Below are 16,502 nucleotides of genomic sequence, written 5' to 3'. Positions count from 1 at the left end.
CCCCGCCTCGTACAGCGCCCGCTTCCCCGTCCGCGCGGCCGTCGGCAGCGCGCGCGTGTGGGTCACGACGGCCGGCTGGCAGAACGGCATCCGCGCCTCGACCGCCCACGCCATCGAGAGGTGGTCCACCCGCCGCAGGTGGTACGCCGGCAGCCGCCAGCGCGTCTCGAAGGCCGTCATCGCGGTGAGCCGGTCCTCGCCGACGGCCTCCGCGGAGCGCAGTTCCTGCTCGATGCGGTCGGCCGCCGACCCGCGGTCGGCGATGTGGGCCCGGTAGTCGGCGGTGTACAGGTGCTCGCGGAGCAGGCGTGGCGCGGCCGAGAGCGCGTCCGCGTACGCCCCGGCCCAGTCCGTGCCCGCCGGTGCGGCGAGCGCCGCCGCCATCCGGTCGTAGCCGCCGAAGAGTTCATCGGCCCCGTCGCCGGTCAGCGCGACGGTGAAGCCGTTCTCGCGGACGGCACGGAAGAGCGCGTAGGTGGAGAGGGCGATCGGGTCGGCGTTGGGCTGGCCGAGGTGGCGGACGGTCCGGGTGAGGAGGGAGCCGGTCTCGTCGGGGTCGACGGCGACCTCGTGGTGCACGGTGCGGGTCCGGCGCGCGACGGAACGGGCGTACGCGGCCTCGGAGTCGGGCCACCGGCCGCGGTAGGTGAGGTGGAAGGTGTGCAGCGGCGGGGCGTCGGTCTCGCGGGCGTGCTCGGCGGCGAGCGCGGTGACGAGCCCGGAGTCGAGGCCGCCGCTGGTGATGGCGCAGACCGGCATGTCGGCCTCGGCGAGCCGCCGCACCTCGTGCCGCAGGACGTCCTGGGTGTCGCCGACGGGGGCGCTCCGGTGCGGGCCGCGGCGGCGGACGACGGGTGCGGCCCCGGGCCGTACGAGGGCGGTGGCGCCGGGCGGCAGGACGTCGACGCCGTCGAGCGCGGTGTGGGCGGAGAAGGACGTGCGGGTGGCGAGGACGGTGTCGAGGGAGTCCTCGCGCGGCGAGATCCGCACGCCCTCGAAGGCGAGGAGCGCGGGGATCTCGGAGGCGAAGCGGGTGGACCCGTCGTACGGGTCGTGGTGGAGGTGGATCGGCTTCATGCCCATGTCGTCGACGGCGAGGACGAGTCGGGTGCTGCCGGGGCGCAGGTCGAGGACGGCGACGGCGAACATGCCGTCGAGGTGCTCGGCGAACGCGGCGCCGTACTCGGCGTAGAGGGCGGGCAGCAGCGTGCCGTCGCAGCGGTCGGGGAAGCGGTGGCCGCGGGCGGCGAGGGTCCGGCGCAGCTCGGCGTGGTTGTAGATCTCGCCGTTGAGGACGGCGAGGACGCCGGGGAGGTGCGGCAGCCGGTAGGGCTGCCGACCGCCGCAGGGGTCGGTGACGGCGAGCCGGTCGCAGCCGAGGGCCCAGCCGGGGCCGGTGAGCACGGCGTGCTCGTCGGGTCCGCCGTGGCGCTGGCGGGCCGACACGGCGGCGAGTTGCGCCGGGTCGGGGCGGTCGGCGCGGGCCGCCGCCCCGGCGGCGAAGGAGCCGAGAATCCTGCACACAGCGGTCACCCTCCAAGCACGTCACTCACCCTGTTGGACCAATGATTTGAATCTACCAAGTTTTTGAATGGCGCGTAAGTGCCATGTCCTGTTCACGCCACCGGTTGGCCTTGCGACGCCCCCGCCGCCCCAACAGGCTGACCTCATGAGGGACATGGAGGACTACGACCACGCCGCCCGCACCGCGCCCGAATCGCTGCTCGTCGTGGCCGCGCACCCCGACGACATCGAGTTCTGCGTCAGCGGCACCGTCATGCGGTGGATCGAGCGCGGCACCCGCGTCACGTACTGCATCGTCACGGACGGCGGCGCCGGCGGCTACGACGACCGGCTCCCCCGCCAGGCCATGGCGGATCTGCGCCGCGCCGAACAGGTCCACTCCGCCAAGCTCAGCGGCGTCGCGGACGTCCGCTTCCTCGGCTACCCCGACAGCTTCGTGGAGGCCTCCGTGGAACTCCGCCGGGACCTGTGCCGGGTGATCCGGGAGGTACGGCCGCAGCGCGCGATCATCCCGTCCCCCGAGATCAACTGGGCGCGGGTCGCCGACCTCCACCCCGACCACCGCGCCGTCGGCGACGCCTGCCTGCGCGCGGTCTACCCCGAGGCCCGCAACCCCTTCGCCCACCCCTCCCTGCTGAAGGAGGAGGGCCTGGAGCCGTGGACCGTGCACGAACTCTGGCTGATGACCGGCCCCACCCCCAACCAGTACGTGGATGTCACCCCCGTCTTCGACCGCAAGGTCGAGGCCCTGCGCATCCACACCTCACAGACGGCCCACTTCGACGACCTCGCGGGGCTGCTCCGCACCTGGCTCGGCGAACACGCGACGGCGGGCGGGCTGCCGGCGGGGCGGATGGCGGAGGCGTTCCAGATCGTGCACATCGACTGAGCACGCCCGCGTGCGCGGCCCGGACCGCACCTCGGCGCACACGACCCGCGCGCCGCCCGGGGAACGCCCCTACGATCGGCACATGACCTCTCGCCGCGGTTCGTCGCTCTCGCTCTGGTCACGGGACTCGTTCCTGTCCATCGCCTCGGTCGGGTCGACGCTGTCGATCGGCTCGGTCGGGTCGTTCCTGTCCGTCGGCTCCGTCGGGTCGTACCTGTCCGTCGGCTCCGTGGGCTCCGCGATGTCGGCCGCCTCGGTGGGCTCCTGGGCGAGCCTCGGGTCGCTGCTCTCGGCCCAGTCCCGCTGGTCGGTGCTCTCCTGGCGCTCCCGCGGCGGCGTACTCGCCGCCGGGGCGGTCCTCGCCGTCGCGGGGACCGTGGTGGCGGCGGTCTCGGCCCCCCGCGGCGGTGACCGAGGGGTGTGACCGGGGTCACACGGGTCGTCTGTCAGCAATCGGGCGGCGTCTCGTTCAAGGGGCGCCCGAACGAGACAGGAGCATCGTCATGAAGCACCGCATCGTCGTCCTCGGAGCCGGATACGCCGGGGCCTACGCCGCCGGGAACCTGGCCCGCCGGCTCTCCCCCGCCGACACCGAGATCACCGTCGTCAACGCCGCCCCCGACTTCGTCGAGCGGATGCGGCTGCACCAGCTCGCCAGCGGCCGGGACCGCTCGGTCCGGTCGCTCGCCGATGTCTTCGCGGGGAGCGGGGTCCGGCTGCGGGTGGCCCGCGTCACCGGAGTCGACCCCGTGCGCGGGACCGTCTCGGTGACCCCGGGGCCCGGCACGGACGGCGGCGAACTCGCCTACGACACCCTCCTCTACGCCCTCGGCAGCTCCGTGGACCACCACGGCGTGCCCGGCGCGGCCGAGTACGCCCACGACGTGGCCGGCCGGGACTCGGCCCTCCGGCTGCGCGAGCGGCTGGCCGCCCTGGAGGCGGGCGGCACCGTCCTGGTCGTCGGCGAGGGCCTGACCGGCATCGAGACCGCCACCGAGATCGCCGAGGCCCGGCCCGACCTCTCGGTCGCCCTCGCCGCCCGCGGCGAGCCGGGCGCCTGGCTCTCCCCGAAGGCGCGCCGCCACCTGCACCGGGCCCTCGACCGGCTCGGCGTCACCGTGCACGCGCACACCGAGGTCACGGCCGTCGAACCGGCCCGGGCGGTCACCGCGGGCGGCGCGACCGTACCGGCCGACGTGACCGTGTGGACGGCCGGGTTCGCCGTGCACCCGCTCGCGGCCGCCGCGGGCCTGGCGGTCGCCGAGTCCGGGCGGATCCTCGTCGACCGCACCATGCGCTCGGTCTCCCACCCGAACGTCTACGCCGCCGGCGACTCCGTCCACGCGATCGGCGACAACGGCCGCCCCCTGCCGATGTCCTGCGCGTCGGCCGGGTTCACCACCATGCAGGCGAGCGCCGCGATCATCGCGCGCCTCACCGGCGGTGAGGTCCCGACCGTGGGGCTGAAGTACCACGGCAACCACATCAGCCTCGGGCGGCGGGACGCCGTCTTCCAGACGGTGGACGGGGACGCGCGGTCCAAGGACTGGTACCTGGGCGGCCGGACCGCCGCACGGATGAAGGCGGGCATCCTGGCCGGCGCCGGGTGGAACATCGCCCACCCCGTCCTCGGCCTGCCGAGGCGCAAGCGACTGACGGCCGCCGCGCCCGCGCCCGACCGGACCGGCGTCCGTGCGACGGTCTAGGGGGTGCCGACGCTCCGTGACGTGGGCCCGGTCCGGGGCGGGTCCCTGCCCGGGACCCGCCCCCGGCCCGGCCGGCCGCGCGGTCGCCGGGGCGTCGGACCCGGCGCGGCCGGCGGGCGCCCGCCGCGCGCCCGCGGCCGGTCCTAAGGTGTTCGTCATGGACAGCGCAGCCGTCGCACGTTTCGAGGCCGGGCGGGCGCGGCTGGGCTCGCTCGCCTACCGCCTGCTCGGTTCGGCCGCGGACGCCGAGGACGCCGTGCAGGACACCTTCCTGCGCTGGCAGGCCGCGGACCGCGACCGGATCGACGTCCCGGAGGCCTGGCTGACCAAGGTCCTCACCCACCTCTGCCTCGACCGGCTCCGCTCGGCGCACACCCGCCACGAACGCGCCGCCGGCGCCTGGCTCCCCGAGCCGCTCCTCGACGGCGACCCGATGCTCGGCCCCGCCGACACCTTCGAGCAGCGCGAGTCGGTGTCCCTCGCCGTCCTGACCCTCATGGAGCGCCTGTCCCCGGTCGAACGGGCCGTGTACGTCCTGCGCGAGGCCTTCTCCTACAGCCACGCCGAGATCGCCGGGATCCTCGACATCACCGAGTCCACGAGCCAGCAGCACACCCACCGGGCCCGGGTCCGGGTCGCGGCCGAGCGCCGCGGCGGCCGGGTCGCGCCGGACCCGGAGACCGCGCGCCGGGTCGTCGAGGAGTTCCTCGCCGCCGCGGTCTCGGGACGCACCGAGCGCCTCGTGGCGCTGCTCACCGACGACGTGACCGCGGTGTCGGACGGCGCGGGGCTGGCCAGGCGGCTGCTGCGGATCACGACCCGCGAGCGGGTCGCCTCCTTCGTACGGGCCGGGTTCCGGCCCACGGAGGCGAAGCGGCGGCTGGCCGGCGGCACGCCCGCGCTGTACGTCGCCGCGGTCAACGGCGCCCCCGCCGTCCTCGCCGTGGTCGACGGACGGGTCGTGGGCGCCGTGGTGTGCGCGGTCGGCGACGGCCGGATCACGTCCCTGCACGGGGTCGCCACCCGGGACCGGCTCACCCGCCTCGCCGAGGCCTGGCGCCGGAGCGGACCCGGGGCGCCGGTCATCGCCGCGTGGTGACCGGGGGATCGGGGGGCCGCCGCGCGGCCGGCGGTCCTACTGCCCCAGCCGGTACCTGATCTTCTTGACCAGTTCGTTCAGGTCGGGTCGCCGCAGCAGGCCGTAGTGGTCCGCGTCCAGTTCCACCACCGTCGGCGGGCGCGTCGACCAGCCCTCGGCGTTCTCCAGGAACGCGTAGTCGTCGCCCGCCGCCTTGAAGAGGGTGACCGGGCACGCCACCCGGCGCTCCGTCAGTTCGCGGAAGGTGTACGTGAACGCGAAGGTCTCCTCCACGATCGCCACGATCCGGCCGATCAACTCCGGCTCCAGGTAAGGGAAGTCGGCCGCCACCCGTCGTACGAAGTCCTCCCGGCCGTCCGCCGTCACCGTCGGGTCGAGCGCCCCGGCGAACACCGAGTACAGGATCGTCACGAACGCCGGGTTCCGGTAGTCCGCTCCGCCCGTCTGCGAGGACCGGACCTTCGGCGAGCCCGGCGCGATCAGGAACAGGTTCTCCACCTGCTCCCCCGCCGCCTCCAGGAGGTGCGCGGACTCGAAGGCGACCCGCGCGCCGAAGGAGTATCCCCAGAGCGTGTACGGGCCGGCCGGCTGGCGGCGCCGGATCGCCGCCACGTCCGCCGCCGCCGTCTCGCGGATCGTCGGGTACGGCTCCTCGCCGCGGTTGATGCCGTGCGCCTGCACCCCGTAGAAGGGGCGGTCGATGCCGATGTCCTCCGCGAGGTGCCGCAGGTTCATCGGGTAGCCGCCGAGACCGGGCCAGCAGAAGACCGGCGGCCGCGCGCCGGCCGCCTGGAGCCGGACCAGCCGGGAGGAGGGGGCCGCGGCCGCGCCGTCCAGCCGGTGGGCGAGCTTCTCGATCGTCGGGCGGTCGAAGAGGATCTGGAGCGGCAGCCGCGCGTCGAACTCCCGGTTGATCCGGGTCACCAGCGCGACGGCGACGAGGGAGTTGCCGCCCGACTCGAAGAAGTCGTCGAGGACCGAGACCGCCCCGGCGTCCCCGTACTTCAGCGCCGCCGCCCACGCCTCGGCGAGGCGGCGCTCCGTGCGGGTGCGCGGGAGGACGTGCGGCCGGCCGTGCAGGCCGACGTCGACCACGGCGAGACCGGCCAGCGCCCTCGTGTCCACCTTGCCGTTCGCGGACAGCGGCAGCCGGTCCAGGACGACCACCCGGTTGGGGATCATGTAGTCGGGCAGGTGGTGGGTCAGGTCGTCGCGGATCATCTCCGCCGGGCCCTTCATGTGGACGGTGTCCTCGTGCATGCCCTCGCTGAGCGCCTGCTCCCGGGAGACCCGGCCGCCGACGAAGAAGTACGAGGGTCCGGCCGGCCGGCCGGCCGCCGCCAGGATCTCGTCCGTCCGGCGGGCCGCGGGGAGCGGGTCGCCGGACTTGGAGCTGTAGCCGGCGGACATGAACCCGAGGCCGTGGTCACCGAGTTGGAGGCGCTGGAGGGTCCGGCCCAGGTCCACGTAGGCGCGGTCGGCGTGCGCCGTGCGGGCGATCACCGTGATGCCCAGCCGCGCCCGCTCGTAGACCCCCTGGTTGATCGCGATCACGTGCCGCTTCTCCACCAGGGCGGCGGAGACCCGTCTCAGGTCGCCGTCCTCGTAGGCGTACTGGCCCTCGGGCAGGCCGGTCACCGCGTCCCCGTGCGCCTGGACGTAGACGTCGACCTCGGGGGGCGTGCGGGACTCCTCGTCGTACGGGACCACCTCGAAGACGCCGTCCCCGCGGGGCCGGAGGTCCAGGCCGTGGCCGGGCAGGACCTCCTCGAACAGGCCCGCCAGGTGGCCCGCCTCGATCTCCAGGACCTCCTGGACGTTGTTCCGGTAGACCGGTTCGATCGCCGAGCGCACGCCCCGGAGGGCCAGCCGCAGGAAGGGTTCCTCCGCCGCGCGGCTCCCCGCCGCCGGCTCCGCCGTGAGGTACAGCTGGTGGCGGACCGGGTGGTAGTAGTACGTGCCCGGTTCCAGGCCCGCGACGCCGTTCGCCTCGACGTACAGCCGTGTCGCGTACAGCGCGCCGGGGGACGCGTACCCGTACTTCGGCAGCAGCCGCTCCTCGCTGGTGAACTGGCCGGACCAGCGCAGGATCTCCCCCAGGTCCGCCGCGGTCAGACTGCCGACCGTCCGGGATCCGATGCCCTCGGGGCGGCGGGCGAGGGCCGCCAGGACGTCGCCGCGCGTGACCTCCCCGCCCTCGTAGAAGCGGTACGTCTTGCGGGCGAAGACCGTGCGGCGCATCCGCCCGGTGGGGGTGCGGCCGGGCAGCACGACCACGGGGCGGCCGGCCAGGTCGGCGTCGGGCCGGAGGCCGGCGTTCGACAGCTGCGCCCTGACCTGGAGCTTCGACTCCTTGGACTGGTGGTGGGCGCCGTGGTTGCCCTGGTCCATCAGGGCGGCTTCCCTGGGCGACAGCTCGACGCAGGCGACGAGGTTCTGGAAGCCCGTGCGGGGCTCGTCCTTGACGATGACGGCCGCGTTCCGCACCCAGTCGTGGTTCTCGATCGCCAGCGCGATCTCGTCCAGCTCGACGCGGAAGCCGCGGAGCTTGATCTGGTTGTCGGCGCGGCCGGCGAACTGGACGGTGCCGTCCTCGTTCCAGTGGGCCAGGTCGCCGGTGCGGTAGAGCCGCTCGCCGGTGCCGGTGGTGAGGAAGCGTTCGGCCGTCAGCTCGGGGCGGTCCAGGTACCCCCGCGCCACCTGGACCCCGGAGACGCACAGTTCCCCGTCGCGTATGTGGAAGGCCGTGCCGTGGGCCGGTCTGCCGATGGGTATCGCCGCGGGGGCGGCCGGATCGTCGACCGTGGCGCGGTCGACGACGTGCGAGGAGGCGTTGATGGTGCACTCCGTGGGGCCGTACAGGTTGACCAGGTCGGCGGCGGGCAGCGCGGCGAGGAGCTGCGCGGCCAGGTTGCGGGAGAGGATCTCGCCGCCCGAGTAGACCCGGCGCAGGGAGGTGCAGTCGCCGAGGCGCTCGGTGTCCACGAGGGCCTGGAGGAGGGTGGGGACGCCCTGGAGCATCGTCGCGCGGTGCCGGCGGACGGTGTCGACGAGGGCCTCGGGGTCGCGGTGGACGCCCGGGGGGCCGACGGCGACGCGGGCGCCGACGGCGGGGGCGAGGATCTCCCACTGGGCCGCGTCGAAGCTCATCGGGGTCTTCTGGACGACGACGGCGCCGGGGGCGAGGTGGTGCTCGGCCGCCATCCAGCGCAACTGGGAGACGATCGACCGGTGTTCGACCATCACGCCCTTCGGCCGGCCCGTGGAGCCCGAGGTGTAGAGGACGTACGCGAGGTCCGTGTCCCGGATGCCGTACGGCTCCGGCTCCTCGCCCGCGGTCGCCCAGGCGTGCCGGACGGCGTCGCCGAGGGTGACGACGGTGGTGCCGGGCGGGGCGAGGCCGGCGACGCGGGCGCGGAGGTGCTCCTGGGTGACGACGATCCGGGCGGAGCTGTCCTCGATCATGTACCGGACGCGTTCCTCCGGGTACTCCGGGGAGAGCGGCACGTAGGCAGCGCCGGAGCAGACCGCGCCCCAGACGGCGACGACCAGCTCCAGGGACGGTTCCGTGTGGATGCCGATGCGGTCGTCGGGCCGCGCGCCCAGGGAGCGCAGGTACTGGCCGAGGACCAGGGCGCCCTCGGAGAGCTCCCGGAAGGTGAGGCTCTCGTCCTCGTACACGACGGCGACGGCGTCGGGGCGGTGCAGGGTCTCGGCGTGCAGGAGACGGTCCAGGGTGCGCATGGTGGTCCCTTCTGTAGAGGCCCACGCCTCTGCCGTGCGGCGGGCTTTCGCCACCCCCGTTGTGGGCAGTCGTTCCGCTGGGCGGGTGGGCAGCGGGCGCGGCGTGGTCTGCGGGAAGGTGGGCGGGGTCAGCGGTAGATCAGGAGTTCCTGTTCCGTCGCGCCCGTCAGTACGTAGCGGGTCCGCACCAGCGGGCGGCCCGCGTAGATGCGGATCAGGGTGGCCGCGTCGCCCTTGAAGGTGGCCGGCGGGCGGCCCTCGATCGCGTTGCCGAGGGAGACCGGGGCCGCCGCCTTGTCCGCGAGGACGCCGACGAGCCGCGGGGTCTCGCGCTTGCGGCTGGTGACCGTGAGGAGCGGGAGCGCGAGCTCCAGCGCCTGGCCGCAGTAGGCGCCCGGTTCGCCGAAGGCCTCCCGTACGTCGCCCGCGTGGACCCACTCCCCGAGCGCCACGGCGTCGAGGCGGCCGTCCTCGCGGGCCGCGATCACCGGGCCGGCCTCCGTCAGGCCGCGTTCGAGTTCGTCGAGGATCCGGCCGAGCGGCCAGTCCTCGCGCGCGGCGACGTCGCAGGCGTTCGCCTCCGGCAGGAACACGCCCTCCTCCAGCCGGTCCTCGACGATCCGGACCAGCGCCGCCCCGCAGTGCGCGAGGACCTGCCGGGCCGTCCACCCGGGGCAGGCGGTGCGGAGCTCGTACGCCTCCTCCGGCGTCCGGCGCAGGAGCGGCATCAGCAGGTCCCGTTCGGTGCGCAGGAGGCGGTCCGGGAGCCAGGGGTCACGCTCTTCGTCCGTACACATCAGTAGCGGTAGTGGTCCGGCTTGTACGGTCCCTCCACCGGAACCCCGATGTACGAGGCCTGCTCCGGGCGGAGGGTCGTCAGGCGGACGCCGAGGGCGTCGAGGTGGAGGCGGGCGACCTTCTCGTCGAGGTGCTTGGGGAGGGTGTGGACGCCGACGGGGTAGGCGGCCGTCTTCGTGAAGAGCTCGATCTGCGCGAGGGTCTGGTCGGCGAAGGAGTTCGACATCACGAAGGAGGGGTGGCCGGTCGCGTTGCCCAGGTTGAGCAGGCGGCCCTCCGACAGGACGATGACGACCTTGCCGTCCTCGAACGTCCAGGTGTGGACCTGCGGCTTGACCTCGTCCTTCACGACGCCGGGGATCCTGGCCAGGCCGGCCATGTCGATCTCGTTGTCGAAGTGGCCGATGTTGCCGACGATCGCCTGGTGCTTCATGCGGGCGATGTCGGACGCCATGATGATGTCCCTGTTGCCGGTGGTCGTGATGAAGAGGTCCGCCGTCTCCACCACGTCCTCCAGGGTGGCGACCTGGTAGCCGTCCATCGCCGCCTGGAGCGCGCAGATCGGGTCGATCTCGGTGACGATCACCCGGGCGCCCTGGCCACGCAGGGACTCCGCCGAGCCCTTGCCGACGTCACCGTAGCCGCAGACGACGGCCGTCTTGCCGCCGATGAGGACGTCGGTGGCGCGGTTGATGCCGTCGATGAGGGAGTGGCGGCAGCCGTACTTGTTGTCGAACTTCGACTTGGTGACGGCGTCGTTCACGTTGATCGCCGGGAAGAGCAGGGCGCCCTCGCGGTGCATCTCGTAGAGGCGGTGGACGCCGGTCGTGGTCTCCTCGGTGACGCCCCGGATGCCGGTGGCGAGGGCCGTCCAGTCGAGGGTGCTGTTCTCCAGGAGGGCACGCATGACGGCGAGTTCCTCGTTGGCGGGCTCCGGGAGCGCGCCGGTCTTCTGGCGTTCGACGCCCAGGTGGACCAGGGCTGTGGCGTCACCGCCGTCGTCGAGGATCATGTTGGGTCCGTCGGCGTCCGGCCAGGTCAGGGCCTGCTCCGTGCACCACCAGTACTCCTCCAGGGTCTCGCCCTTCCAGGCGAAGACGGGGATCCCGGCGGCGGCGATCGCGGCGGCCGCGTGGTCCTGCGTCGAGTAGATGTTGCAGGACACCCAGCGGACCTCGGCGCCCAGCGCGACCAGGGTCTCGATGAGGACGGCGGTCTGCACGGTCATGTGCAGGGAGCCGGTGATCCGCGCCCCCGCCAGGGGCCGCTGCTCGGCGTACTCGCGGCGGATCGCCATCAGGCCCGGCATCTCGTGCTCGGCGAGGGTGATCTCCTTGCGGCCGAAGGCGGCCAGGGAGAGGTCCGCGACCTTGTGGTCGGTGAAGACGTCAGACATGGACAACGCTCCTTGCGCTGAGGATGGTTCGGTGGATTTCGAGAGCCGCCGTCGACCTGTTGAGCGTGATGTGGTGCAGGCCGGGCGCGCCCTCGTCGAGCAGCCGCAGGCCCATCCGCGTCGCGTGGTCGACGCCGACGCGGTACGCGGCGGCCGGGTCGTCCCGCGCCGCCTCCAGGCGGTGCGCCAGGTCCTCGGGGAAGGCGGCGTCGCTCAGCTCGGCGAAGCGCCGGATCTGGCGGACGTCGGTGGCCGGCATGATCTCGGGGATGATCGGGGTGTCGCAGCCGGCGGCGGCGACCCGGTCGCGCAGCCGCAGGTAGTCCTCGGGGTCGAAGAACATCTGCGTGATGGCGTAGTCGGCGCCCGCCCGGCACTTGGCGACGAAGTGCGCGAGGTCCTCCGCCGGGCCGGCCGACCTCGGGTGGCCCTCGGGGAAGGCCGCCACCCCGATCCGGAAGTCGCCCAGCGACCGGACCAGTTCGACGAGTTCATGGGCGTACGTGAACCCGTGCGGGTGCGGGGTCCACGGGCCGCGCGGATCGCCCGGCGGGTCACCGCGCAGCACGAGGACGTCGCGTACTCCGGCATCCGCGTACGCGCCGATGATGGCGCGCAGTTCGGCGACGGAGTGGCCTATGGCCGTCAGGTGCGCGACGGGCCGCAGGGTGGTCTCGGCCGCGATCCGCTTCGTCACCCCGATGGTCCGGTCGCGGGACGAGCCGCCCGCGCCGTACGTCACCGACACGAAGTCCGGGGCGAGGGCCTCCACGCGGCGGATCGCCTCCCACAGGGCCCGCTCGCCCCGGTCGGTCTTCGGCGGGAAGAACTCGAAGGAGAAGGTGGGGTCCCCGGGGACCGGGCTCATCTGCGGCCTCCCGCGTTGAAGTAGCTCGCTTCGGGGTGGTGGACGACGATGGCGTCCGTCGACTGCTCGGGGTGCAGCTGGTACTCCTCCGACAGCTCCACGCCGATCCGCTCCGGCCGCAGCAGGGCGGCGATCTTGGCCCGGTCCTCCAGGTCGGGGCAGGCCGGGTAGCCGAGCGAGTAGCGGCAGCCCTGGTACTCGGTGCGGAGCATGCCGTCGAGGCCGGCCGGGTCGCTTCCGCCGATGCCCCATTCAGCGCGCACCCGCGCGTGCCAGTACTCGGCGAGCGCCTCCGCCAACTGGACTGACAGGCCGTGGAGTTCGAGGTAGTCCCGGTAGGCGTCGGCGGCGAAGAGCCGTGCCGTCTCCTCCCCGATCCGGGAGCCGACGGTGACCACCTGGAGGGCGACGGCGTCGATCTCGCCGGAGTCCTCCGCGCGGTGGAAGTCGGCCAGACAGAGGCGGCGGCCCCGCTGCTGGCGGGGGAAGGAGAAGCGGGTCCGCTCGCCTCCGTCCTCGTCCAGGACGATCAGGTCGTCGCCCTTGGACACACAGGGGAACCAGCCGTAGACGACGGCCGCTTCCAGGAGGTGGTCCGTCTGGAGGCGGTCGAGCCAGGTCCGCAGCCGCGGCCGGCCCTCCGTCTCGATGCTCTCGGCGTCCTTGAGCCCCCACTGGCCCTTGAAGAGGGCGGTCTCGTCCAGCCAGGAGGCGTACTCGGCGAGCCGGATGCCCTTCACCACCCTGGTCCCGAGGAAGGGGGGTTCGGGGACGGGGTTGTCGGCGGCGACGTCGGAGCGGCCGGCCGGTTCGGGCTCCCGGACCTCCGCCGCGGGCAGCGGGGTCTCGCGTTTCGGCACGCGGCGCTGCTTGAGCGGCGGGAGCACCACGCCGGGGACGCCGCGCTTGACGCCCATGAGGGCGTCCATGAGGCGCAGGCCCTCGAAGGCGTCGCGGGCGTAGCGGACCTCGCCCTGGTAGATCTCGTGGAGGTCCTGCTCGACGTAGGCGCGGGTGAGGGCGGCGCCGCCGAGGATCACGGGGTACTTGGCGGCCAGCTCGCGCTGGTTGAGCTCTTCCAGGTTCTCCTTCATGATCACGGTGGACTTCACCAGGAGGCCGGACATGCCGATGACGTCGGCGGAGTGTTCCTCGGCGGCCTCCAGGATCGCGGAGACCGGCTGCTTGATGCCGATGTTGACGACGTTGTAGCCGTTGTTGGACAGGATGATGTCGACGAGGTTCTTGCCGATGTCGTGGACGTCGCCGCGGACGGTGGCCAGGACGATCGTGCCCTTGCCGACCCCTCCCTCGCCGTCGGCCGTTCTCTCCATGTGCGGCTCCAGGTGCGCCACCGCGGACTTCATCACCTCGGCGGACTGGAGCACGAACGGCAGCTGCATCTGACCGGAACCGAACAGCTCGCCGACGGTCTTCATGCCGTCGAGCAGGATCTCGTTGACGATCTCCAGGGCAGGCCGGACGGTCAGTGCCTCGTCGAGGTCCGCCTCCAGGCCGTTCTTCTCGCCGTCGATGATCCGCCGCTTCAGGCGCTCGTCCAGCGGCAGGGCGAGGAGTTCCTCGGTCTTGCCGGCCTTGAGGGACTTCGCCGTCGCGCCCTCGAACATCTCCAGGAAGCGCTGGAGCGGGTCGTAGGCGGGTTCGTCGCCCTGCCGGGGGCGGCGGCGGTCGTGGATCAGGTCGAGCGCGACCTCCACCTGCTCCGGCTCCAGGCGGGCGATCGGCAGGATCTTCGAGGCGTGCACGATCGCCGAGTCCAGGCCGGCCTTGACGCACTCGTCGAGGAAGACCGAGTTGAGGACGATCCGCGCGGCCGGGTTCAGGCCGAAGGAGATGTTGGACAGACCCAGGGTGGTCTGCACGTCCGGGTGGCGGCGCTTCAGCTCGCGGATCGCCTCGATCGTGTGGACGCCGTCCTTGCGGGACTCCTCCTGACCGGTGCAGATCGTGAACGTGAGGGTGTCGATCAGGATGTCCGACTCCCTGATCCCCCAGTTCCCGGTGAGGTCGCCGATCAGCCGCTCCGCGACGCCCACCTTCTCCTCGACGGTCCGCGCCTGGCCCGTCTCGTCGATGGTCAGCGCCATCAGCGCCGCGCCGTGCTCCTTCGCGAGCGCCGTGACCTGGGCGAAGCGGGATTCCGGGCCGTCGCCGTCCTCGTAGTTCACCGAGTTGACGACGGCCCGGCCGCCGAGTCTCTCCAGGCCGGCCCGCAGCACCCCGACCTCGGTCGAGTCGAGGACGATCGGCAGCGTCGAGGCCGTCGCGAACCGCCCGGCCAGCTCCGCCATGTCCGCGGTGCCGTCCCGGCCCACGTAGTCCACGCAGAGGTCGAGCATGTGCGCGCCCTCCCGGATCTGGTCGCGCGCCAGCTCGACGCAGTCGTCCCAGCGGCCGTCGAGCATGGCCTCGCGGAACTTCTTGGAGCCGTTGGCGTTGGTGCGCTCGCCGATCGCCAGGTACGCGGTGTCCTGCCGGAACGGCACATGGCCGTACAGCGAGGACGCGCCCGGCTCGGGGGCGGGCCGCCGGTCGAGGACCGCCGCGCCCCGCACCCGGTCCACGATCTCCCGCAGGTGCTCCGGGGTCGTGCCGCAGCAGCCGCCGACCAGCGCGGGGCCGTACTCCCGGACGAACGCCTCCTGCGCGTCGGCCAGTTCGGCCGGCGACAGCGGGTAGTGGGCGCCGTCGGAGGTGAGGACCGGCAGGCCGGCGTTGGGCATGACGGAGATGGGGACGCGGGCGTGCCGCGACAGGTGCCGCAGGTGCTCGGCCATCTCCGCCGGGCCCGTGGCGCAGTTCAGGCCGATCATGTCGATGCCGAGCGGCTCCAGGGCCGTCAGCGCCGCCCCGATCTCCGAACCCAGCAGCATCGTGCCCGTGGTCTCCACCGTGACCTGCACGATCACCGGCAGGTCCACCCCGACCCAGTCCAGGGCCCGGCGGGCGCCGATGACGGCCGCCTTCGTCTGGAGCAGATCCTGCGAGGTCTCGATGAGCAGGGCGTCCGCGCCGCCCCGGACCAGGCCCTCCGCGTTCTGCTGGAAGGCGTCCCGGAGCGGCTCGTACCTCACGTGCCCCAGCGTCGGCAGCTTCGTCCCGGGTCCCATGGAGCCCAGGACCCAGCGGGGCCGCCCGTCGGCGGCCGTGTGCGCGTCGGCGGCCGCCCGGGCGATCCGGGCGCCGGCCTCGGACAGCTCGTACACCTGGTGCTCGATGCCGTACTCGGCGAGCGCGGCCAGGTTCGCCCCGAAGGTGTTGGTCTCGACGCAGTCCACGCCCACCGAGAAGTAGGCGTCGTGGACGGCGGCGACGATGTCGGGGCGGGTGAGGTTGAGGATCTCGTTGCAGCCTTCGAGGTCGCGGAAGTCCTCCATCGTCGGGTCGGCGGCCTGGAGCATCGTGCCCATCGCCCCGTCCGCCACCACCACCCGCTGGGCGAACTCCTCCCGCAGGGACCTCCGTACGACGGTCATGTGAGCCCCCTCAGATGCGAGACGAGGGTGGCGGTGCACCCCGCGCCGTACGTCGTCCGGATCCGCTCCAGGAGCGGCTCCCGGCGCAGCCGGTACTCCTGCGTCCCCACGGAGTCGAGGACCGTCGCGGCCACCGCGCAGCCCAGCTGCGCCGCGCACCGCTCCGGCACGCCCCACAGCCGGCCCGCGAGGAACCCGGCCCGGAAGGCGTCCCCGACCCCGGTCGGGTCGACGACCGCCGCGACCTCCACGGCCGGCACCGCGAGCGGCTCGCGGTCCGCGCCCCGGAGGCGGACGCCCGCCTCCCCGTGGGTGCTGACCCAGGTGCCGACCCGGCGCAGCACGTCCGCCTCGGACCAGCCAGCCTTCTCCATGAGGAGCGCGGTCTCGTACTCGTTGGTGAACAGGAACCGCGCCCCGTCCACCAGCTCCCGCACCTGCGCGCCGTCGAGCCGCGCCAGCTGCTGCGACGGATCGGCGGCGAAGGGTATCCCCAGGTCACGGCAGGTACGGGTGTGCCGCAGCATGGCCTCGGGGTCGTCCGGGGAGACCAGGACCAGTTCCAGCCGGCCGGTGCGCGCGACGACCGACCTCAGGTCGATCTCGCGCGCCTCCGCCATCGCCCCCGCGTAGAAGGTGGCGATCTGGTTCTGGTCCCGGTCGGTGGTACAGACGAACCGGGCGGTGTGGAGCGACTCGCTGACGCGCACCGAGTCGGTGTCCACCCCGTGGTCCTTCAGCCAGACCCGGTACGGCTCGAAGTCGGCGCCCGCCGCGCCCACGAGGACGGGGCGGAGACCGAGGACACCGAGTCCGAAGGCGATGTTCGCTGCCACTCCGCCGCGCCTGACCTCCAGGTTGTCGGCGAGGAACGACAGGGAGACCCGGTCGAGCCGGTCGGCGAGCAGCTGCTCGCCGAACCGTCCGGGGAAGGTCATCAGATGGTCGGTCGCGATGGATCCCGTGACAGCGATGCGCATG

At 73.2% G+C, this 16,502-nt stretch carries 11 protein-coding genes; 4 read left to right on the top strand and 7 right to left on the bottom strand.

What is annotated here, in order from left to right; genetic code table 11:
* On the bottom strand, positions 1-1,524 hold a 1,524-nt coding region (gene asnB / locus EAO70_RS23860), incomplete at its 3' end, for an asparagine synthase (glutamine-hydrolyzing) (protein WP_148005319.1).
* Between the two features lie 145 nt (positions 1,525-1,669).
* Here asnB and EAO70_RS23855 point away from each other — a divergent pair.
* The 4 genes from EAO70_RS23855 to EAO70_RS23840 all read left to right on the top strand — a co-directional run bounded on the left by EAO70_RS23855 (position 1,670) and on the right by EAO70_RS23840 (position 5,218).
* Positions 1,670-2,413 (top strand): PIG-L deacetylase family protein, encoded by a 744-nt coding sequence (locus tag EAO70_RS23855; protein ID WP_261993000.1) that lies wholly within the window; start codon positions 1,670-1,672, stop codon positions 2,411-2,413.
* Positions 2,414-2,495: 82 nt separating this feature from the next.
* Positions 2,496-2,837, top strand: a complete 342-nt coding sequence (locus EAO70_RS23850) for a hypothetical protein (protein ID WP_148004836.1) — start codon at positions 2,496-2,498, stop codon at positions 2,835-2,837.
* A gap of 79 nt (positions 2,838-2,916) precedes the next feature.
* Positions 2,917-4,119, top strand: coding sequence for an NAD(P)/FAD-dependent oxidoreductase (locus EAO70_RS23845; protein WP_148004835.1), 1,203 nt, complete (start codon positions 2,917-2,919; stop codon positions 4,117-4,119).
* Positions 4,120-4,276: 157 nt separating this feature from the next.
* Entirely contained in the window at positions 4,277-5,218 is a 942-nt protein-coding gene (locus tag EAO70_RS23840; protein ID WP_148004834.1) for a sigma-70 family RNA polymerase sigma factor, read from the top strand.
* 36 nt (positions 5,219-5,254) lie between these two features.
* Here EAO70_RS23840 and EAO70_RS23835 read toward each other — a convergent pair whose 3' ends face one another.
* The 6 genes from EAO70_RS23835 to EAO70_RS23810 form a co-directional block, all read right to left on the bottom strand.
* Positions 5,255-8,962: an amino acid adenylation domain-containing protein gene (locus EAO70_RS23835; protein ID WP_148004833.1), complete on the bottom strand. Its 3,708-nt coding sequence runs from the start codon at positions 8,960-8,962 to the stop codon at positions 5,255-5,257.
* A gap of 128 nt (positions 8,963-9,090) precedes the next feature.
* Complete coding sequence (locus EAO70_RS23830; protein WP_148004832.1) at positions 9,091-9,759, bottom strand: maleylpyruvate isomerase family mycothiol-dependent enzyme; 669 nt, start codon at positions 9,757-9,759, stop codon at positions 9,091-9,093.
* A complete protein-coding gene (ahcY, locus tag EAO70_RS23825) occupies positions 9,759-11,156 on the bottom strand; it encodes an adenosylhomocysteinase (protein ID WP_148004831.1) in 1,398 nt (465 codons plus the stop codon). Before ahcY ends, EAO70_RS23830 begins: the two co-directional genes overlap by 1 nt.
* Entirely contained in the window at positions 11,149-12,024 is an 876-nt protein-coding gene (metF, locus tag EAO70_RS23820) for a methylenetetrahydrofolate reductase [NAD(P)H] (RefSeq protein WP_148004830.1), read from the bottom strand. The genes ahcY and metF overlap by 8 nt, the downstream gene beginning before the upstream one ends.
* Entirely contained in the window at positions 12,021-15,521 is a 3,501-nt protein-coding gene (gene metH, locus EAO70_RS23815; RefSeq protein WP_148004829.1) for a methionine synthase, read from the bottom strand. The genes metF and metH overlap by 4 nt, the downstream gene beginning before the upstream one ends.
* Positions 15,518-16,501, bottom strand: a complete 984-nt coding sequence (locus EAO70_RS23810) for a carbohydrate kinase family protein (protein WP_148004828.1) — start codon at positions 16,499-16,501, stop codon at positions 15,518-15,520. Before EAO70_RS23810 ends, metH begins: the two co-directional genes overlap by 4 nt.
* Position 16,502: the final 1 nt, after the last annotated feature.

The organism is Streptomyces sp. adm13(2018) (assembly GCF_008042145.1).
Lineage (GTDB): Bacteria > Actinomycetota > Actinomycetes > Streptomycetales > Streptomycetaceae > Streptomyces.
The sequence above is the reverse complement of the archived record's forward strand: the minus strand, read 5'-3'. Positions and strand labels throughout refer to the sequence as shown.